This window comes from Bacillus sp. HNG (assembly GCF_003400205.1).
Classification (GTDB): Bacteria; Bacillota; Bacilli; order Bacillales; family Bacillaceae_L; genus Ferdinandcohnia.
The window spans coordinates 13,916-34,430 of sequence record NZ_QUQV01000018.1 but is presented as its reverse complement, the minus strand read 5'-3'; the positions used below and the strand labels follow the sequence as shown (position 1 = coordinate 34,430).

The following is a 20,515-nucleotide window of genomic DNA, read 5'->3' as shown; positions in this document are numbered from 1 at the left end:
GTCCCATTAATACCCTTCCGGATTTTCTGACTGCCATTTCCAGGAGTCTTGGCACATTTCTTCAATTCCTTTTTCTGCAACCCAGCCAAGCTCTTCTTTTGCTTTTGTTGGATCTGCATAGCAAACAGCAATATCACCAGGTCTGCGATCCACAATTTTGTATGGAATTGTCTTTCCAGCCGCTTTTTGAAAGGCAGCTACCATTTCGAGTACACTGTAGCCGCTACCGGTTCCAAGGTTATAGGCTTCTACTCCTGTAGTAGACATGATTTTCTCAAGTGCTTTCAAGTGTCCTTTCGCTAGGTCTACGACATGAATATAATCCCTTACACCCGTCCCATCAACAGTCGGATAGTCGTTACCAAATACACGTAGTTCCTTAAGTTTACCAATTGCAACCTGTGTAATATAAGGCATTAAGTTATTAGGTAGCCCATTTGGATCTTCCCCGATTCGTCCACTATGATGGGCACCAATTGGGTTGAAGTAACGTAATAATGAAACACTCCACTCTTGATCTGAAACATACAAATCACGGAGGATCTCTTCAATCATTAACTTCGTGCGTCCATAAGGATTAGTCGCACTTAATGGGAAATCTTCTGAAATGGGTACCCGGTCTGGCATTCCATATACAGTTGCCGAGGAACTGAAGACCATCCTCTTGACTCCAAATGCTTTCATTACCTCACATAACACCAAAGTCCCCGACAAATTATTACGGTAATAATGTAATGGAATTTCTACTGATTCTCCAACCGCCTTCAAGCCAGCGAAATGGATAACAGCTTCAATTTTATGATCGGAAAATACAGATTCCAAACAGCCTTTATCTAATAAATCTATTTGATAAAATGGAAAGTCCTTGCCGGTAATTTCTTTTACTCGCGTTAAGGAATCTATTTTGCTATTTGATAGATTATCTACTACAACAATCTCATAACCAGCATGTAATAGCTCCACACAAGTGTGACTGCCGATATAGCCGGCTCCACCAGTTATTAATACAGCCATGATGGTACCCCCTTATTGTGCCTTTATATATTTCCCTTACACAATCTTTTTATATCCACTAGTTTATCATATTTTGAAAAATGGTGAAATGACAGGAATCGTCTACATTGAGGGAGAAAAATCTGAAATATTGGTGAGGTTGTAGGAAGGATTTAGGGGGGACAGTGAACCTGTCCCCTTGTCCCACCGGAGGACAGCCCATTGTTCCGTTTATATGTGCTTGTTGACTAGTTCGGTTAGGTAGCGAAGGAGATCCGGGCGGATTTCTTCGTTTTGTAGTGCGAATTCGATGGTTGTTTCGATAAATCCGAGTTTTTCCCCGACATCATAGCGTGTTCCTTCAAATTGGTAGGCAAATACTCGCTGGATTTCATTAAGCCTTTGAATGGCGTCTGTTAATTGAATTTCTCCACCCGCACCGACTTCTTGGTCCTCCAAATACATGAAAATTTGAGGTGTTAAAATATATCTGCCAATAATCGCTAGGTTGGAAGGTGCTGTACCTTGTTTTGGTTTTTCAACGAATTGATTGACTTGATAGAGTCGGTCCCGATTTGTTGATGGTTCAATAATTCCATAGCGATGGGTTTGATTTTCAGGTACTTGTTGAATCCCAATTACAGATGATAATGTTTTTTCGTATTGATCCATTAATTGGCGAAGACATGGGGTTTCGGCCTGTACAATATCATCGCCGAGCAATACAGCAAATGGTTCATCCCCGATAAAATTACGTGCACACCAGATGGCATGTCCTAATCCTTTTGGCTCCTTTTGACGTATATAATGAATATCAACCATATTTGTGGATGCCTGTACCTTTTCAAGTAAGTCAAATTTCTCTTTTTCGATTAAGCTCTGTTCAAGTTCAAATGCATGGTCGAAATGATCCTCAATGGATCTTTTTCCTTTCCCAGTGACAATAATAATATCCTCAATTCCAGATTGAATTGCTTCTTCTACGATATACTGAATCGTTGGCTTATCAACAATTGGAAGCATTTCTTTCGGCATTGCTTTAGTTGCAGGTAAAAAGCGTGTTCCTAAACCTGCAGCGGGAATAATAGCTTTTCGAATTTTCTTCATTTGAATGCTCCTTTTCATTTAACAAACAAAAAGCAAGAATCATGTTGTTTCGAGATTTTAAGAATTATAAACATGAATGGTTTTATCAATCATGTTCGTTTCAGTAAATAGTTTGTTAAAATGTCGTTTTCCATTCTCTGAAAACATTTTGTAAATATCATGATTTTGAATTAGAAAGACAATTTTTTCTGCAAGCTGCTTCGTATCACCATAATTCACAATATACCCTGTTTCGCCATCTACAACAATCTCAGGGATCCCACCCACATTTGTCCCGATAACAGGAATGCCATAGGCAATCGCCTCTATCCCAACATACGGAAGAGCATCATTGTTCGATGGAAGGACGACAATATCGGTATTTACATACATTTCATCTTTGTTAGACACATGTCCTTTAAAGTGAACTCTTTCATCCATTCCCAATTCACGGCTGGAATTCTTTAGTTCTTCCATCAAAGGTCCTTCTCCGAAAAGATTACATTGCCATTCTAGTTCCGGATGCTCTCTTTGAATATAAGCTAAACTTTCTAACAGGAACGCATGTCCTTTCTCTTCCGTAAACCTACCAATGACGGAAAGAACGGGAATCTTAGAGGTCGTATCATTTCTTTGAATAGACGGCTGTTGAATCCCGTTATATATAAGCTTTACTACTTTTTTGGATACACCTTTATTCGTAATTTGATTTTCCATGAACTTTGAAACTGTAATGACTGCTTTGTTATAGCTTGTCATCATTCTGTTTAATAACTGTAAGGTTGAGTTCATAGGAACATCTACATGGTATGTCCAAATAACCTTTATTCGGGCTCCAATCAATTTAGCTAAGATTGCTATATAATTTTCCCTTAGAAACTGTGCATGGACGATATCAATCTTCTCATTACGAATAATTGTTTTGATCGCTTTTGCAGCTTTTATATCAAAAGGATGATTCATATGAACTTGATACATTTTAATGTTTAATGATTTAAATCTATCAATCCCTGGACCATCTTCAGAATATACTAAAACACAATTTTCTGGTCCAATTGCATTCATTAAGTGAAACACATAATTTTCTGTACCACCATTTCCTACATAATTAAGCATATACATGATTTTATTCAAAATGAATCTCTCCGATATATAAAATATTTAAAAACAACTTATCTTTTCCTTAGCTTATTCAAAACCCTACTTATCATATCCTGAAGCAGATCATCTTTACTAATTAATAGTAATAGTACATATAGTCCTACATTAACGGTAATTAAGAGTACAAACTGAGTAAAAATCCCTGAAACAAAGTGTTTGATGATCATTGACACAGGGAAGAACGATAAAGAAAACAATAAGTATTTTAGGTTTTGAAAAGACAGGATTCGAAAAGGAACTCGAAGTTTCTTTCTTATATAAATATATTCCATTATAACCAATACGAAGGTGGAAATGGCTGTGGTTAAAATAGCTGTTTCCGGACTAAAGATACCGAAATAAACGCAGCCAATATTCAATATTAAATTCAATAGACCACTAATGAAAATAAATCGTACAAGTATGTTTTCTTTTTTCTTTATGTAAATAACTTGATTGGAGAAAATGGAATCAATCCCTAGTAGGACCATATAAAAGGAAAAAATAGATAAAACAGGTCCTGCGGCGGCAAATTCTTTCCCACCGTAAACCACTACACCGATATCGGATATAATAAATAACCCTACTGCGGCAGGGAATAATACCAAGAAGTAAACCCTGGCAACCCTATGAATGAGTAGTAGATACGATTCTTCATCCTCACTGCCCAGCATATGTGACAGACGAGGAATTGTAACCTGGACTATACTTAATAGCAGTGTGCTAATAATCATCATCATTTGCTGGGACATAATATAGAAAGAAACCGAGGCTTCTGATACAAAACGTCCAAGCATAAATATATCAAGCTGGGTATATAAAATATTCCCGTTCATAAAGATAACGACTAAAAACATAGGCTTAATATGAGGCAGTATTTCAATTTCTTTGAAATTAAATGCAATTTTCTTTTTAACGTACACAAAACTAATGATGTTATTTAGAAAAGTCGAAATAACAAGTAATACCGCAAACCACATATAATCATCTGAGTTTTTAATAAATGAGATCAAAAGTATGACATATATAAGTTTAACAGCGATTGTTTTAATTGTAATAAAGTCATAGCTTTCGAAGGCTTCATTCATCCACTCTACGTAAAAAACATTTAGGACGAAGTTAATCCCAAAGATAAGGAGGACAGGGAAGATAACATCTTGACCAAAACCCATAAAAGATACTAAGACAAAAATCGCAAAAACAATAAGGTTGGTAAGCAAACTAATAGTAAATAAACTCGTGAATACCTTAGTAACCTTCTGTTTGTCATGCTTGATTCTACTAATTTCCCTTAAACCATATTGATATACCCCGAATGAAGCAAAGATGAAAAAATAATTGAAAATGGACTCCGCATATTTTACTCTTCCAATTGATTCAGAACCAAGTACACGGAATACATATGGACCAATTAATAGCGGGATAACTAGATTAAAGAAATTTAACGTGATTTTATATAGTGCATTTTTTAAGATTGATTTTTTCATTCGCTAAATCCCTTTTATAATTATTTGTAAACAAAAATCACCTCTAAAAGAGGTGTTTGTAATCATTAAATAAACTCTTTCACGGAAATCACATCGTCTAAAAGTTGAATGTTTTTAGGTGAACTTCCTGTAACCCAACTCTTATCCACTACCATGTAGGTTTCTCCATAATTATCGATTAAATACTCAACATAATTTTTGGGAATATGGAATTCTTCACCTTTAAATAAATACGTGGTTAGACCATCAAATCGGTTTGTTACTTTATGGTTAATATAACCAACAGTAAGTTGATAATTTTCATGATTTTCAAAACTCATGTTGGTGCCTATATCACAGAAATAACACCATATTTTCCCCTCATCGCCATGGTGGTAATAAAATATGTCGATGTGAGCACCCTTATAATTATATGCTTCTTCAATAATTTTACCATTCAATTCATACTGTTTGTGCTTCGTAAACCCTTTTTTTAGCAGAATTTTTTCTAATTCCTTCTTTTTATCATCAGGAAATTCAAATGTTCCAATATCAAGGTCTTTATCATGTCCAATAAAGTCTTTTTCACGAACAGCACCTAACAAGGTACCGTAATCTAACCAAAACTCATGTCCGATTTCTTCAAAAGCTTCTCTCATTAAAGTCAGCGTCTGAAGTCCATAGACATGAACATTTGCTTGAGCCTTACTAAACTCTTTCTGATCATAACGATCCTTAATTAATCTTAAAACTTTATTTGTTTTAATTGCATCGTATATCTTTAGTGTTCTAACATATTTAAGTGTTGAATTTACGAACGGTTTCATTTGACGTTCCCCTTCATTCTAAATTAATAGTCAATATTATACCAAACAGACACTTTACTTTCAATTTCGACATTGCTTATTTAAAAAATTGTAGAGATTTGTCTTTTAATCGGATTTTTCATACTATTCTTCATTGATTTATACAAAAAGAAACGTTATAATTCCTAAGTGTTGTCTGTCGAAAAATAACAATTAAATTACTATAAAATAAAAATTCTTATTTCACAAATACAGATTCGAGGTAAAAGATATGAAATTTTCAACTAAGGATATATTATTACTCGCTTTTACTTTAATTTTGGTAGCTTTATCATTGATAATTGGTAATAAATACGTTGGTATTTTTGTTGTTGTAATCCTGTCACTAATTGCATTATACAAAAAAGAATTAGGACTATATATGCTTCTATTATATGTTCCAGTGAGACCGTTTCTTACTTCAGTAAATCCTGGTCTTAAAATCATTAGTGATTTAATTATCTTTTCTTTATTAATAAGAACTATTTATGAAAATAGAACGAATATAAAATCATTATTAAAATTTGATCTGTTTGAAATAGCTTTATTTATCTATCTAGCTATCGGTACAATTTCGGGACTTATCACTGGAGTTAGCATAGTTTCAATCATCTTTCAAATTAGAGCTTATATCTTATTGTATTTTGTTTACTACGTCGTGAAAAGAATGATGATTTCTCAAGAAACTTTAAATAAAATATCAATTATAACTTTTATCACTGCAGTAATTATTTCTTTACACGGTTTTATCGAAAAAATATCTGATAAAACATGGTTGATGCCTCTTGAATGGCAAAATTGGGGGCTGGCGCCGACAAACCAAGTAAGGGTTTATGGGTTATTAAAAGGTCCAAATGAATTGGCACTTTACTTAATTGTTTCATTCTTAATATCGCTCTATCTACTTAAAGTGATTAAAGGAAACAAAATTTGGCTGATATACATTGGTCTATCGATTATAGGAGCAACATTTGTATTAACTTATTCAAGAGGAGCTTCTTTAGCTTTAATAACATTTGTGCTGATCTATCTTGTTCTGTTCCGAACTCTTAAAGGATTTAAAAAGCTATTACTAATTGCAGGTGCATCATGTCTTTTGTTTTTCGGTGTGACAAGCGCAGCTGGTTTGTATGAGGATTATGTTACTTCAGTGGAACAAAATGAAGATAATGCTCAAAATGGTTCAACTAATAAGGGGCAAACTGGCTTTAGTGGCGGCAAAAAATCAGAGGGTGCCAACCGTTTTAAAGAAGCTTTTTCCGAGGATACAGTTGAACTAAGTAGTCAAGATGGACGTATTTACTATGTGACAAAAGCAATAGAAGTTTTTAAAGATTATCCTATCATTGGTGCTGGATTTGGTACTTTTGGTGGTGCGGCGACACTTGCATACTCGTCACCTATCTATAAAAATTATGGTATCCAAACAGATTTTTACTCAGATAATCAGTATATTTTAACTCTTGCTGAAACGGGTATAATAGGGGTTCTAATTCTTTCAGTATTTGTCTTTAGCCTGTTGTTCATTACAATAATGATCTTTAAGAGAAAAGAAATTGAATACTCAATCCTAGCTTTATTTTTCTTCATCACAATGATAGTAGGAGGATTGGTGTATAATATATTAGAAATTGATACCTTTATGATGTATTATTTCTTATTGCTTGGGATAATTTACCCTCGTATAAAAGCAGAAAAAATATAATAATTAGTTCATAAGCCCTGCATATACATGGTCAGGGCTTATTTTTTTGGAGACAAATATAACCATAGAATTACGAATTAAGATATGATAACGTATTTATGTTATTCGAAAGGAGTTTTGTTATGTTACTTGGGGAAAACAAACCAATATCCAAACTCATTTATTATTTAATATTACTATTTATTCCTTTCTTCACATTGTTCATTTTGGAGACAATTCATAGGGGCTCACCAACTGCTTTCACATCTTGGGTATTATCTAGCCCTGTGTCTGTATTGGTGACTTATCTGTTTTTATTGTTCATAACAGGGATCCTGTTTTTATTACCAAGAAGAGTTTTTTTACTGACGATGATTATTCAATTATTCATCTGGGCTCTGATTGCTTTTATAAGTTATAAAAAGTACCAACTAAGAGGGGATTACCTTTCTCCGTATGATTTTTATTTAATAAAAGAAGCAGCAGGTATAACAGAAAACATGGGTGGCCTTATTTCGGTAAAGTGGCTGATTGCGGGTATCGTTTTCGTTGTAGTGAGCATACTGTCTTACATTCTACTCAATCGGATAAGCATAACCGTTTCTTTAAAAAAGAGACTAATTATTGCGATTGTTGGGGTCTTAGGTTTAGTCTTGTTTTTTTATAAACCAACGATATTAAGCAGTGGGGCAAGCGAAGAAGGTACGTTACAAACAAAATATGAAAAACTAGGCTTTATTGGTGGATTTCTAACGATTCTTAATCAAAATCGCCTCGCAGAAGAGTTAGATACTGAAAGTATTAGAAACGTATTGCATTCTGATAAATATAAAGTAGATAATTACGAAGTAGACCCCGACTTTAAACCAAACGTTATTGTGGTTTTAGCCGAAGCATTATGGGATCCACTTTTATTAACAAATATAAAATTCGAAGAAGACCCTATCCCTTATACGCGCAGTTTAATGGAGAATTATACGTCTGGTGAATTGGTAACGCATATTTTTGGAGGAGGAACGATTAATTCGGAGCTCGAAACCTTGACTGGATTATCTACTCGATTTTTACCAGAAGGTGCAGAAACCTATAACCATTATATTAATCGTCCTATTGATTCCTTAGCACACAATTTTAGAAATCAAGGCTATCATACTACTGCAGTTCATACATTTAAAAATTGGTTCTACGACCGAAATAAAACGTATGAGTATCTAGGCTTTGAAAAGTATGTCAGTATGGAATTCTTTAATAACCCTGAGATGGTTGGTCCTTATATTGATGACCGAGAACTGATGAGACAAAGCTTAAGTGAGATAAGTAAAACGGATGGCCCGGATTTCCTTAATGTCGCTACAGTTGCAAGTCATGGACCATATGATGACATTCGATATGAAGAGAAGTTGGAGTATACAACTGAGGGAAATTTAACAGAAGTTCCTGAGTATATTTTGAATTTATATCTAAGAGTACTAAATGAACTGGATGATTCCATTAAGCTATTAATAGATGGCATTAACGAATTAGATGAACCGACTATGGTGGTTATTTACGGTGATCATCTGCCTATGCTTGGTTATGATTATGCTGTATATCGAGAGGCTGAATATTTTTCCGATTTTAATTCATTTGAGGACTATAAAAAAATGTACACAACGCCTTTAATTGTTTGGGATAATTTCTCTGCTCCTGAAGATAAGGAAGACCTTCGTATGACTCCAAACTTTTTAGGTTCCTATATACTTGAACATGCAAAAAAAGAAAAGTCACCGATATTTAAAGTATCTGGTCATGTATACGATAGTGGTTTAACGGTCATTCCGCAAAAACAATTTTGGGGGAATGAAGGTGTTAATGAGACTGAGCTAGTAGACTACCAAATATTGCAGCAAGATATCCTATTTGGAAAGCAAAAATCCTATGAGGAATATCCTGTAGAAGTGGCGCCAGGTTATTTTCTAGGAAGCGAAAAGATGAAAATAAAAGACATTTCTATAGGGAAAAACAACAAGGGAAAACCGGCATATATTCTAAAAGGAAAAGGTTTCGTATCTAACGCAAAAGTATATGTTAACGGAAAAGCTCAACAATCAGTTTTCAAGAGTTCTTCGGAAATTATATGTGATATACCTAAAGATCTGATTGGCAAAGATAAAGAAGTAACGATTGAAGTAAAACTTATTGATGATGAGGATCATGTTATCGCTGAAAGTGAATATACGAAGAAGAAATAAATAAGGCAATTCATGTATTTGTTACAAACGGCTATCACGAAAGTTGGTAAAAACCGACTATCTTGATAGTCGTTTTTATATTAAGGAGAAGTATGTTTTCAAATGTGTGGACAATATTATTATATAAATTGAACTCCTTCATACTTAAATGATATATTAACAAGGGAGATAGGGAAACGATGGAATTTAAGGAGAATAATATGGATAACCGACATGTTGATATATTAGGTGTACATTTTACAAAAACAACTGAGCAGCAATTAGTAAGCGAATTAACCGACCGGATCACATCTCAACAAAAAACATTTGTTGTGACTGCAAATCCTGAAATCGTCATGTATAGCTTGAATGATGAAGAATATAAGACCATTTTAGATAAAGCTTCCTATGTCATTGCAGACGGAATTGGTGTTGTAAAGGCTGCAGCCATGTTAAACGACCCACTGCCTGAGAGAATTGCTGGATTTGATTTAATGGTGAAGATATTAGAGGTCGCAAACGAAAAAAAATGGAAGATCTTCCTGCTAGGCAGCCAAGAGCATGTATTAGAAAAGACGGTGGAGCATATTAATCAACATTATCCCGGCTGTACAATCGGCGGATATCATCACGGCTTCTTTGATTGGAGCAATAATGAAATTGCTGACAAAATTGCAGAGGCTAGCCCAGATATCGTGCTTGTTGCATTAGGAGTTCCGAAACAAGAACAATGGATTTCTCAAAATATAGAACGTTTTGAGAAAGGACTATTCATGGGTATAGGCGGCAGCTTTGATGTTTTAGCGGGTACAGTAAAAAGAGCCCCAGAGGTATGGCAAAAATTAAATGTGGAGTGGCTCTATCGTCTTATCAAACAACCATGGCGCTGGAAACGAATGATGTCGATACCGGTATTTGTGATGAAGGTAATCGGACAAAAGACAAAAGGGTAAAGTAAAGGAGTTTTGTTATGAAGGTTCTTCACTTAAATGCGGGAGCTGAAACGGGTGGTGGAATGATACATATTCTCTCCCTGCTAGACCAATTAAACCGCGAAGAATTTATATTAGGTGTGTTCGAAGAAGGAGAAATGTCAAAGCGTGCCAGGGAAAAGGGGATCCAAGTTGAAGTATTTCAGCAAACATCCCGATATGACTTGTCCATTTTAAAAAGAATCATCGATTATATAAAATTGAACAACATCGATATTGTTCATACACATGGGCCCAGGGCTAATTTATATGCTGTTCTGTTAAAGCCCTTTACGAGCTGTAAATGGGTGACAACCATCCATAGTGATCCTCGTGATGACTTTTTAAACGGCGGCTTCAAGGGGACTGTCTTTACAAAGCTAAATTTCTTTTCATATAAAAGGATGGATCACTTCTTTGCGATATCAAACCGATTTAAGGACATGCTCATTGAATTCGGAATCAAAGAAAATTCAATTACGACTATTTATAATGGAATAAGCTTTACTGAACCAAGGTATGAACGAGTGACAAGGGAAGAATTAGGTCTCACCAATAATGATTTTGTCATCATCATGATCGCGCGATTACATCCAGTTAAAGGACATACGATTGCATTTGAAGCAGTAAAAGAACTAAAACGTGATCATCCAAATGTGAGGCTAATGCTTGTTGGGGATGGACTAATCAGACAGGAATTAGAACAAAAAACAGCAGAATTAGGGATAGAAAATGAAGTCATGTTTTTGGGCCATCAGGAAAATATTCATGGGTTATTACTGAATGCCGATGCCGAAATACTTGTATCCTTTAGCGAAAGCTTTCCATTGGTTATTCTTGAAGCTGCTAGAGCGCATGTCCCAGTTATTTCAACCGATGTTGGTGGGGTGAAGGATTTAATATCAGACTATAGCTTAGGCAGGGTTATTCCTTCAAATGATGCCCAAGCCTTAGTCTCGGCATTAAAGGAATATATGTCTTTACAAAAATCAAATCAGCTACATGAAATTGCCGAAAAACTATATGAAAAAGCATCAACCAAGTACTCAATTGAAAACTTTAGCCAAAGCGTTTACAATGCTTACAAAAAAATCTTATAAAATAATTGCGGGTAAATCCTAAGGATTTCTCGCATTTTTTTAAATTTATTCAGGAAAAGACCTCATTATGGACTTTGTAAAGAGTAAGTAATATTTGTTAAATGGATTTTATGTAAAAAAACTTTTAGTTCTTGTAACCAAATCCGTTCTTCATACGTCTATATTCTTGGAATCTATTATTATTGTAATGTAAAAAAATCTTGTTATACAATTTCGATAGATTGTGATATAATCCACTTTGAGTGTTTACCTTATGGACAAAATCTTTACAATGAAATCGAATAAATTTTACAAAAGATATTTAGAAAAGAGATAAAATGGTTAAAGTAAGGATGAGGAGGATAATATTCTATGCTATATATCATTTCGTTGGTCTGTTTCATTGCTTCTATCCTCATAACCCCATTTGTTATCAAGCTTGCAATTAAAATTGGGGCGACAGATCAACCGAATCAACGAAAAGTACATCAAAAGGTAATGCCTCGACTTGGAGGATTAGCAATATTTATTAGTTTTGTCATTGGATTTTTAATCTTACAGCCCGAAAGTGAATATAAATGGCCAATCTTGATAGGCAGTTTTATTATTATTATAACTGGGATATTAGATGACTTGTTTGAGCTATCTGCAAAGTGGAAGTTATTTGGTCAGATATTAGCTGCATTTGTTGTTATTTTTAACGGTGTAGATCTTGAAATGGTTAACTTGCCATTCGGTGCAGGACAGCTTGAGCTTGGATATTTGACAATCCCACTGACTATTATCTGGATAGTCGGTATTACGAATGCCATTAATTTAATTGATGGTCTAGATGGGTTGGCTGCGGGTGTATCTTCAATTGCACTTATGACACTGTCTGGAATGGCCATTATTAAGGGCGACGTGTTTGTTGTAAGTATTGGCGTGCTATTGTTATTTAGTACATTAGGCTTTTTAATTTATAATTTTCACCCAGCTAAGATTTTCATGGGTGATACAGGTGCTTTATTCTTAGGTTATATGATTGCCGTCCTATCTTTGTTAGGATTCAAAAACGTTACCTTAATTTCGTTCATTGTGCCGGTTATTATTTTAGGAGTTCCAATTTCCGATACATTCTTTGCAATTATTCGCAGGATTGTTAACAAACAGCCATTATCTGCTCCGGATAAGTCACATCTTCACCACTGTTTATTACGCTTAGGCTATAGCCATCGTAAAACAGTGTTAATGATTTACGGTATGAGTGCAATCTTTGGTCTAGCTGCTGTGGTTTTCTCACAAGCAACTGTGTGGGGTTCGCTTGTTGTGATTATCGTATTATTAATAGGAATCGAGCTGATTGTAGAAAAAATTGGCTTAGTCGGCAAAGAATATCGACCACTGCTTAATATGTTCAGCATCATTAAGGTCCAACAAAGAATGAAATAAAAGAAGTAAGAAGGCTGTCTGCAAAAGTCGTTATTCATGACTTAGCGGTCAGCCTTTTTTGTAGATCCATAACACAAAAAAAGCAAGAATGCATGGCACATTCTTGCTTTTTTTTAATTTGTTTTAAACGTTAAATCATCTTCTTTAATGGAATCTGAACTATCATCAATACGCTGTCCAGTTGCAGTGATTTCTAAATGCTCCTTTAATGATTGCGAAAGAAGCTGTAATTTGTTTTTATCAAGCCTATAATAGTAGCCATGGTCTGACCACCAATCACTGCCTTCTAATACTAATGATTCGATTTGCAGCTGTTGTCCTGACGCTGCGTAATCATACAAGCTAAGCATTTCTCCAAATGAAAGGTTTGTGGCAATGTTATTTCCTAAAGCATCAATTACACTTCCATATTTTGTGATTGATCCAACTGAAATAGCTTTATCAATTATTGCCTTAACGACCAATTGTTGTCTTTTACCACGTTCAATATCACTATCAATTTTTCTTGTTCGTGCTAAGGCTAGTGCTTGTTCACCATTTAAATGCTGGAACCCTTTTTCTAAATGAATTGCATCTGCTCGGTCCTTGCTGTCTTGTTCGGAGAAGGAAACAGGAACATCAACTTCAATACCATCAAGTGCTTCAACAACATCAATAAAAGCTTCAAAGTTCATTTTCACAAAATAATCAACGGGTATATCGAATAATTCCTCAACAGTTTTTATTGTACCTTCGTCCCCATAATAATGGGCATGGTTTATTTTATCTTCTTTCTTTTTATCTGGAATATAAACAAGTGAGTCACGTGGAATACTTACCATTTTAACTGATTTATCTTTTTCATTAAGTGTTGCAAGGATTAAGGCATCGGTACGTGTTGCCGTTCCCATATTACGAGTTTCACTATCATCAATCCCCATGAATAGAATTGAAATGTTATCATGTTTCGGATCAACAGGTTCAACACGCTTTTCTGACTTTTCTCCCCTGCTTAATTCAGTCTTCGAATCAGCAACCGCATTGGAGGCTTTGTTTACAAGGTAACCGCCATATAAAGCCACACCTGCTACAATTATCAATAACGGAATAAAAATATACAAAAGTACTCTTTTTTTACGTTTCTTTTTCTTTAAGTGATATCGATTATTTGCCATTTTTTTGCTCCTCAAATGTAATTAAAATACGTCTTTTTCTAAATATGTCGTATCCCCGAATGAAATTTGACCCTGTCCATTTGTTAGCTCGGTCATCCATTCGGTGAATTGTGGTGTTTGGCTTTCTTCTACATAGGTTTCTATTTCTACAACATCAATATACTTGATTTCTTTAATTTGGTAAATAGACGAGCGAAGTTCGTTCTCTACTTTGCCAAGCCAGGTATAATCAATTTTTGTATGCATCACTCTCATGAGTTTACGTTCAACAATACCAGTTGCATGAAGGCCTTCTGAGGTTGATTTGCCGTAAGCACGGATAAGTCCCCCTGCACCTAATTTTATTCCTCCAAAGTACCTAGTTATGACAACAACCGTGTCTTTAAGGTGTTTTTTCTTTAAGACTTCAAGAATTGGCACTCCGGCAGTTCCGCTCGGTTCACCGTCATCGTTTGCTTTTTGGATTTGATCGTTTTCTCCGATGAGATATGCGGAACAATTGTGGGTTGCGTCCCAGTTTTGCTTTTTTATTTTTTGAATGAATTCCTGCGCTTCCTCTTCGGTTGTAGCGCGGTCAATATATGCGATAAAGCGTGATTTTTGAATATTTATTTCATGCTCGCCATACCCTTTTACTGTATAATAGGAATGAAGCATTACGTAATACCTCCTAACGGGGCTCTTACGAAAAGGCTAGTGCGACTAAATTCGACACTGACCGACTTTTTCAATAAAAATTTTTGCCCATTCTTCTATTATAAAACGACATAATTTTTACATCAATGGTTTGTTTTTGGTATAGGTAATATGTAATACAAATGTAAATGATATGAAATGCTGTGAAAAACAAATCAGTATATAATTTAGATGGAGGTGGAAAACATGGCCACCAAAGGGCTTGATATTAAAGTTCTTGATTCAATATTGGAAAAAATGGTACACACCGTTGATCATAGCAAAGAAGAAATTTTCCGGATTGGTGAGCAATCTCGCAATGAATTTGTAACCTTAACGGATGAGTTAAAGGATATCAAGGAACGTGTTGGAACGATTATCGATGAGGTGGACCGTTTGGAAAACCACTCTCGTTTTGCAAGAAAGCGGCTTTCTGAGGTGAGCAGCCATTTTAAAAAGTATTCAGAAGAAGAAATTCGGAATGCGTATGAGAAGGCTCACGACTTGCAGATGCAGTTAACTGTAATACGGCAGGAGGAGAAGCAACTGCGTGAACGTCGTGATGAGCTTGAACGACGATTAGTTGGTTTAAATGAGACAATTGAACGTGCAGATCATCTTGTTGGTCAAATTTCCGTTGTTCTCAATTATTTAAATAGTGATTTCAAGATGGTTGGGGAAATGATCGAGGACGCAAAGCAAAAGCAGGCGTTTGGTCTGAAGATTATTGAGGCGCAAGAAGAGGAACGTCGTAAGCTTTCACGTGAAATCCATGATGGACCAGCTCAGATGCTTGCGAATGTGATGCTTCGCTCGCAAATTATTGATAAGGTCTACCGAGAGAGTCCAGATCAGGGTGTAAAGGAAATTCATGATTTACGTAAAATGGTTCGTTCCGCGTTGTATGAAGTGCGTCGGATCATATATGACCTGCGTCCAATGGCACTGGATGATCTTGGATTAGTTCCGACCCTCAAAAAGTACCTATCTACCATCGAAGAATATAATGGCGACACTACGATTTCATTTAGTTTTATAGGTTCGGAGAAAAGGATTCCGTCAAAATTTGAGGTGGCTTTATTCCGAATGGTACAAGAAGCCGTCCAAAATGCCTTGAAGCATGCGGAAGCACGAGAAATTGTCGTTAAGCTTGAGATAAGTAGAAATCATGTAACAGTTATCGTAAAAGACAATGGAAAAGGCTTTGATATTCGAGAGAAGAAAAAAGACTCGTTTGGGTTAATTGGAATGCGTGAACGAGTAGATTTACTCGATGGAAATTTAACGATTGATTCTAGTGTTGGTGCAGGAACAATTGTGATGATTCAGGTGCCGATTGAGGTTTAACTATATCAGCCCAGGCTAAATTAGGCTAAAGCCTTCGGAGAATGCCACGATTTTTCAGTGGAAACTTTTTGATTGTGCTTTAAAAGAATCGGGCTTAATACGCTAAGGAGCATTTAAATATTTATCCCTTTTCTATCTGTGAGAATATTTCGGTTATTCGATGATACGTTACAAGAAATGGTTAAACTACTATATGCTACTTATTTATATAGGAAAAATAAGAATAATCTTACAAACATGTTCTGTTAATACTGCTTATGGAGTATTGACCGAAATTGCCTCGATTGTCAAAATGAAAGGGGGAGGCGTTATTCATGAAAACAAGCATAGTTATAATTGATGATCACCAATTATTTCGCGAGGGTGTAAAACGAATACTAGATTTTGAACCAACCTTTCAAGTGGTAGCAGAGGGTGACGATGGGGAACAGGCGGTGGCGCTAATTGAGCAGCATAAGCCTGATGTTGTCATCATGGATATCAACATGCCTAACTTGAACGGAATTGAAGCAACTAAACAATTAATTGACACTTACCCTGATACGAAGGTTATTATTTTATCGATTCACGATGATGAAAGCTATGTGACGCATGCCCTTAAAACTGGAGCAACTGGTTATTTATTAAAAGAAATGGATGCGGATTCTCTAGTCGAAGCGGTAAAAGTCGTTGCAGAAGGTGGATCATACTTGCATCCAAGAGTCACACATAATTTAGTGAAGGAATTCCGTCGCCTTGCCGTCGCAAGTGGACAATCCGGAGCATCACATTCACATTTAGCAACGGAAGTTCGTCGTCCACTACATCTGTTAACAAGAAGAGAGTGCGAAGTTCTTCAACTGTTAACGGACGGAAGAAGCAACCGCGGCATTGGTGATGATCTATATATCAGTGAAAAAACGGTTAAAAACCACGTAAGTAATATCTTGCAAAAAATGAACGTAAACGATCGTACCCAGGCTGTTGTTGTAGCTATTAAGAATGGTTGGGTAGAGGTTAGATAAATTAATAGATTGATTGGAAGCTGAGTTCTCTAATGGGGGCTTGGCTTTTTGTGTTTTTATGGGAATGCATCCAAGTTTATAGTAAAATTTAGCTACTAGAAATTAGGAAGTGATAATCGAATGAAGAATAGTATATATCATTTTATTGGAGATTTTTCTAGCCAATTAGAGGAGTTGGCATTACGGGTTGAGGCGCTTTTATGGGATCAACCACAAGCGGCGATGACACAGGCGCGCTTGTTTGGAGAGCTATTGGTTAATATGATTTTTGAGCAAGAAAATATGAGTGAAGTGTATCCGCTGAAATTAGTAGAAAAGATAAATCGATTATATCGACATGATGTGATTCAAGATGATATTTATAAAAAACTAGAATTCTTAAGGAAAAATGGTAACATTGCCTCTCATAAAGTGTTAGAAATGGACCAAGAAGTGGCGAAGGAAGCACATCGAGCCATTTTTGATTTAGGTGTATGGTATTCAGAAGTCTATGTTAGCCATACCTTCAGTGCACCTAGATATGAATTACCTTCTAAACAAAATCAAGATCTTGATGTTATGAAACAATGGATGGATGCGTACATAAAAGAAACGCAGGCTAGGATTTCGGAAATAGAAGAACAGTTGAGTCAGTTGAAGGAAGAAAAGAAACAGCACCCTGTTGTTAAGGAGAAGAGGATTTCTACCCAAAACCGGGCTAAAAACAGAATTGTTCCTTTAGAACGTTTCCAATCAACCTTTGAAAATGCAAACTTTATTTATAGGAACCTTTCAAAAAAGGCTGCAGAATTTCAATTCGAAAATTTTAAAACTGGGTATGTTTATTTATTAGATAATGTTACGCCTACTATTGTCATCCATCCCTGGTTGGTGGAGCAAACAAAGTTATTTGGAGAGGTGGAGATAAAGCCAACTAGAAGTACTGCATTAAGAAAATTTCCTAGACCAGATGAAGACGGGCAACTTAAGTCCAATTATGGATATCCGTTCACATTCCAAACGAAAGGTGAACTTGAGGTTTTATTGCAACGAATTGCAGAAGAATATGAATCTAAATATATAATTAAATAGTATTACCTTAGGCTAACTTCCAGAAGGAGGTTGGCTTTTTTGTTGGTTTGGATGGTAAAGTAATTGTCAATCTTTTCAACTTAAACATCCCTATAAGTATGCCGATAGAATAATAGGGAGCATATAGTGCGCAACGAGATATAGCTTGTTGTGCTTTTCTTTATTGGTTTACTTGAATTATAAATTAGAAAGGAAATCATCTATGAAAAACAACCAAGAAAAACGTAAAAGAAAGAGTTTATTTAATTTTACTATTGGTAAGAGGTTGTACATAACCTTTATCTTAATCATCCTATTACCAAGTTTTATGATTGGTTTTATGTCTTACAATAATGCACAAAAGGAAATTAAAAGCCAGATACTTGCAAGCTCAACAGCAAGTGTAAATCTTCTAGATGGTTATATTACAGATAACTTATCTTCAAAATATAATGATGTTGAGTATTTCGCATCCAAGCTAAATGCCGGGGCCTTTGCTGAATCAGAAACATCAAACACAATTAAGACATTTACACAATATTCGCTGCTTCATCCTGATATCGTGACGATCTTTTCAGGAACCAAAGATGGAAAAATGTTTTTGTATCCTCAAGCAAATCTACCAGAAGATTTTGATCCGAGAGAGAGGGACTGGTATAAACAAGCCATTGCTAACCCAGGAAAAGCGATTATTACAGAGCCATATGAGGATTTGGCTACCGGTGGCATCTTAGTGACCGTAGCGCAAACGATAAAGGATGGTTCAGGGGTTATCGGTTTAGACATTAATTTAGAATCTCTAAAGAAAACCACATCGAGTGTGAAAATCGGTGAGAAGGGTTATGCGTTTATTCTTACTGCAGAGAGAAAATATTTAGTCGATCCAGTTCAAGAAATTGGTTCTGTTCCACAAGGGGAAACCTACAGCAAATTAATATTTGAAAAACAAAGTGGAATTCTCCATGATGAATTTCAAGGTAATGAATATGAAACTGCCTTTGTGACGAATGAACTTACTGGGTGGAAAATTGCAGGTGTAATGGAACAAAACGAGATTAATGTAGCCACTCAAGGAATTCTTCTTTCAACATTTTGGGTAGTAGCTATTTTTATTGTGATTGGAATTGTCATTGCCATCTTAATTGTTAGAAGCATTACGAAACCTCTGAATACATTAGTGGAGGTTACAGACAAAGTAAGTAATGGAGACCTTACTCAATCTATAAAAGTAAAAAACAATGATGAGGTCGGACAATTAGGGAATAGCTTTAATAAAATGTTGGAATCATTGAGGGAACTATTAACACATGTAGAAGAAAAATCACAGACCTTGGCTGCATCCTCTGAGCAATTAACTGCAAGCTCAGAACAAAACACCAAGGCGACTGAACAGGTGGCAAATGCGATCCAAGAGGTTGCGGTCGGAACTGAACAGCAGACGGAAATGGTAAGAAAAACGACTGAGGTCGTAACAGAAATGAATATTGGCATTCAACAAATTGAAGTGAATGCTCAAACTGTTTCCCGTACTTCAGTTGAAGCGCTAGGTATTGTAGAGAATGGTGAACAAGCAATCAAGGAATCTATTCAACAGATGCAAAATATTAATACGTCTGTATCAGATTTAGGAAAAATCATTTATTCATTAGGAGAACGCTCCGAAGAAATTAATCAGATTGTAAATGTGATTTCAGATATCGCGAGTCAGACGAATCTTTTAGCGTTGAATGCAGCGATCGAAGCAGCAAGAGCGGGAGAGCATGGAAAAGGCTTTGCGGTTGTAGCAGATGAAGTAAGGAAGTTAGCTGAGCAGTCAGCAAAATCGACTGAAAGCATTCGCCAACTGATCGCGACGATCCAAGAAGATACAAAACAAGCGGTAGAGTCGATGAATCATGGAACAGAAGAGACCGAAAAGGGAATAAAAGTGGTTAACAATGCTGGTTCATCCTTTAAGCAAATTCAACAATTTGTAGACGATGTATCTTCACAAATACAAGAAGTTTCAGCGTCAATTGCACAAATGACACAAGGTGCGCAACAAGTAGTTGAAGCAGTAAGTGAAATTGATGAGATTGCGAGAAAGACAACTGGACAGGGCCAAGAGGTATCAGTAGCCACAGAAGAACAATTAGCTTCTATGCAAGAAATTGCGTCTTCAGCTGCATCGTTATCCTTTATGGCAGAAGAGTTACAAGATGCGGTTAGGAAGTTTAGGTTGTGATAATTAACATGGCTTTACGTAAATGTATTCTAAATAGATAAATGTAGATTTCCATACAGCGGGTTGCTTAACAGCAGCTCGTTGTTTTTTTTTGAATTAGGATAAATTACCTATGATTAATAGCGGAATTTTCGAATAATTATTGACCGATGGTTT

16 protein-coding genes and 1 pseudogene are annotated in these 20,515 nt (G+C 35.7%); 10 read left to right on the top strand and 7 right to left on the bottom strand.

Annotated elements, in window-relative coordinates; translation table 11 throughout:
* Positions 1-6: 6 nt before the first annotated feature.
* From galE to DZB84_RS21325, 5 genes are all read right to left on the bottom strand, one after another.
* Positions 7-1,014 (bottom strand): UDP-glucose 4-epimerase GalE, encoded by a 1,008-nt coding sequence (gene galE, locus DZB84_RS21345; protein WP_116354324.1) that lies wholly within the window; start codon positions 1,012-1,014, stop codon positions 7-9.
* A 210-nt stretch (positions 1,015-1,224) separates the two neighbouring features.
* Positions 1,225-2,100 carry a UTP--glucose-1-phosphate uridylyltransferase GalU gene (gene galU, locus DZB84_RS21340; protein WP_116354323.1) on the bottom strand — a complete coding sequence of 292 codons (876 nt, stop codon included), beginning with the start codon at positions 2,098-2,100 and terminating at the stop codon, positions 1,225-1,227.
* Between the two features lie 57 nt (positions 2,101-2,157).
* The gene (locus tag DZB84_RS21335; protein ID WP_116354322.1) at positions 2,158-3,213 is read right to left on the bottom strand and encodes a glycosyltransferase; all 1,056 of its coding nucleotides are present in this window, start codon (positions 3,211-3,213) and stop codon (positions 2,158-2,160) included.
* Positions 3,214-3,251: 38 nt separating this feature from the next.
* A complete protein-coding gene (locus tag DZB84_RS21330) occupies positions 3,252-4,706 on the bottom strand; it encodes an oligosaccharide flippase family protein (protein WP_116354321.1) in 1,455 nt (484 codons plus the stop codon).
* A gap of 65 nt (positions 4,707-4,771) precedes the next feature.
* Positions 4,772-5,512, bottom strand: coding sequence for a LicD family protein (locus tag DZB84_RS21325; protein WP_116354320.1), 741 nt, complete (start codon positions 5,510-5,512; stop codon positions 4,772-4,774).
* A 250-nt stretch (positions 5,513-5,762) separates the two neighbouring features.
* Between DZB84_RS21325 and DZB84_RS21320 the strand changes: the two genes are divergently transcribed.
* From DZB84_RS21320 to DZB84_RS21300, 5 genes are all read left to right on the top strand, one after another.
* Entirely contained in the window at positions 5,763-7,235 is a 1,473-nt protein-coding gene (locus DZB84_RS21320; protein ID WP_116354319.1) for an O-antigen ligase family protein, read from the top strand.
* Between the two features lie 122 nt (positions 7,236-7,357).
* Complete coding sequence (locus tag DZB84_RS21315; RefSeq protein WP_189655336.1) at positions 7,358-9,445, top strand: sulfatase-like hydrolase/transferase; 2,088 nt, start codon at positions 7,358-7,360, stop codon at positions 9,443-9,445.
* Positions 9,446-9,624: 179 nt separating this feature from the next.
* Entirely contained in the window at positions 9,625-10,377 is a 753-nt protein-coding gene (locus DZB84_RS21310; RefSeq protein ID WP_223254529.1) for a WecB/TagA/CpsF family glycosyltransferase, read from the top strand.
* 17 nt (positions 10,378-10,394) lie between these two features.
* Entirely contained in the window at positions 10,395-11,495 is a 1,101-nt protein-coding gene (locus DZB84_RS21305) for a glycosyltransferase family 4 protein (RefSeq protein WP_116354317.1), read from the top strand.
* Positions 11,496-11,846: 351 nt separating this feature from the next.
* A complete protein-coding gene (locus tag DZB84_RS21300; protein ID WP_116354316.1) occupies positions 11,847-12,905 on the top strand; it encodes a glycosyltransferase family 4 protein in 1,059 nt (352 codons plus the stop codon).
* Between the two features lie 113 nt (positions 12,906-13,018).
* Here DZB84_RS21300 and DZB84_RS21295 read toward each other — a convergent pair whose 3' ends face one another.
* Entirely contained in the window at positions 13,019-14,059 is a 1,041-nt protein-coding gene (locus tag DZB84_RS21295; protein WP_116354315.1) for an LCP family protein, read from the bottom strand.
* Positions 14,060-14,080: 21 nt separating this feature from the next.
* A complete protein-coding gene (locus DZB84_RS21290; protein ID WP_116354314.1) occupies positions 14,081-14,716 on the bottom strand; it encodes a YigZ family protein in 636 nt (211 codons plus the stop codon).
* Between the two features lie 225 nt (positions 14,717-14,941).
* Between DZB84_RS21290 and DZB84_RS21285 the strand changes: the two genes are divergently transcribed.
* The 5 genes and pseudogenes from DZB84_RS21285 to DZB84_RS25685 all read left to right on the top strand — a co-directional run bounded on the left by DZB84_RS21285 (position 14,942) and on the right by DZB84_RS25685 (position 20,359).
* Positions 14,942-16,081: a sensor histidine kinase gene (locus DZB84_RS21285; protein WP_116354313.1), complete on the top strand. Its 1,140-nt coding sequence runs from the start codon at positions 14,942-14,944 to the stop codon at positions 16,079-16,081.
* Positions 16,082-16,395: 314 nt separating this feature from the next.
* Complete coding sequence (locus tag DZB84_RS21280; RefSeq protein WP_116354312.1) at positions 16,396-17,085, top strand: response regulator; 690 nt, start codon at positions 16,396-16,398, stop codon at positions 17,083-17,085.
* A gap of 120 nt (positions 17,086-17,205) precedes the next feature.
* Positions 17,206-18,156 (top strand): DUF4145 domain-containing protein, encoded by a 951-nt coding sequence (locus tag DZB84_RS21275; RefSeq protein ID WP_116354311.1) that lies wholly within the window; start codon positions 17,206-17,208, stop codon positions 18,154-18,156.
* A gap of 202 nt (positions 18,157-18,358) precedes the next feature.
* Positions 18,359-19,420 (top strand): annotated as a pseudogene (locus tag DZB84_RS25690) (cache domain-containing protein); the annotation flags it as partial.
* Positions 19,412-20,359: a methyl-accepting chemotaxis protein gene (locus tag DZB84_RS25685; RefSeq protein WP_411266282.1), complete on the top strand. Its 948-nt coding sequence runs from the start codon at positions 19,412-19,414 to the stop codon at positions 20,357-20,359. The pseudogene DZB84_RS25690 and the gene DZB84_RS25685, both read left to right, overlap by 9 nt.
* The last annotated feature ends 156 nt before the right edge of the window (positions 20,360-20,515 follow it).

Coding starts and splice junctions, on each gene's coding strand:
- DZB84_RS21330 (WP_116354321.1), bottom strand. CDS start 4,706: ATGAAAAAATCAATCTTAAAAAATGCACTATATAAAATCACGTTAAAT.
- DZB84_RS21275 (WP_116354311.1), top strand. CDS start 17,206: ATGAAGAATAGTATATATCATTTTATTGGAGATTTTTCTAGCCAATTA.
- DZB84_RS21285 (WP_116354313.1), top strand. CDS start 14,942: ATGGCCACCAAAGGGCTTGATATTAAAGTTCTTGATTCAATATTGGAA.
- DZB84_RS21325 (WP_116354320.1), bottom strand. CDS start 5,512: ATGAAACCGTTCGTAAATTCAACACTTAAATATGTTAGAACACTAAAG.
- DZB84_RS21305 (WP_116354317.1), top strand. CDS start 10,395: ATGAAGGTTCTTCACTTAAATGCGGGAGCTGAAACGGGTGGTGGAATG.
- DZB84_RS21310 (WP_223254529.1), top strand. CDS start 9,625: ATGGAATTTAAGGAGAATAATATGGATAACCGACATGTTGATATATTA.
- DZB84_RS21295 (WP_116354315.1), bottom strand. CDS start 14,059: ATGGCAAATAATCGATATCACTTAAAGAAAAAGAAACGTAAAAAAAGA.
- DZB84_RS21290 (WP_116354314.1), bottom strand. CDS start 14,716: ATGCTTCATTCCTATTATACAGTAAAAGGGTATGGCGAGCATGAAATA.
- DZB84_RS21280 (WP_116354312.1), top strand. CDS start 16,396: ATGAAAACAAGCATAGTTATAATTGATGATCACCAATTATTTCGCGAG.
- DZB84_RS21300 (WP_116354316.1), top strand. CDS start 11,847: ATGCTATATATCATTTCGTTGGTCTGTTTCATTGCTTCTATCCTCATA.
- DZB84_RS21320 (WP_116354319.1), top strand. CDS start 5,763: ATGAAATTTTCAACTAAGGATATATTATTACTCGCTTTTACTTTAATT.
- DZB84_RS25685 (WP_411266282.1), top strand. CDS start 19,412: ATGTTGGAATCATTGAGGGAACTATTAACACATGTAGAAGAAAAATCA.
- DZB84_RS21315 (WP_189655336.1), top strand. CDS start 7,358: ATGTTACTTGGGGAAAACAAACCAATATCCAAACTCATTTATTATTTA.
- galU (WP_116354323.1), bottom strand. CDS start 2,100: ATGAAGAAAATTCGAAAAGCTATTATTCCCGCTGCAGGTTTAGGAACA.
- galE (WP_116354324.1), bottom strand. CDS start 1,014: ATGGCTGTATTAATAACTGGTGGAGCCGGCTATATCGGCAGTCACACT.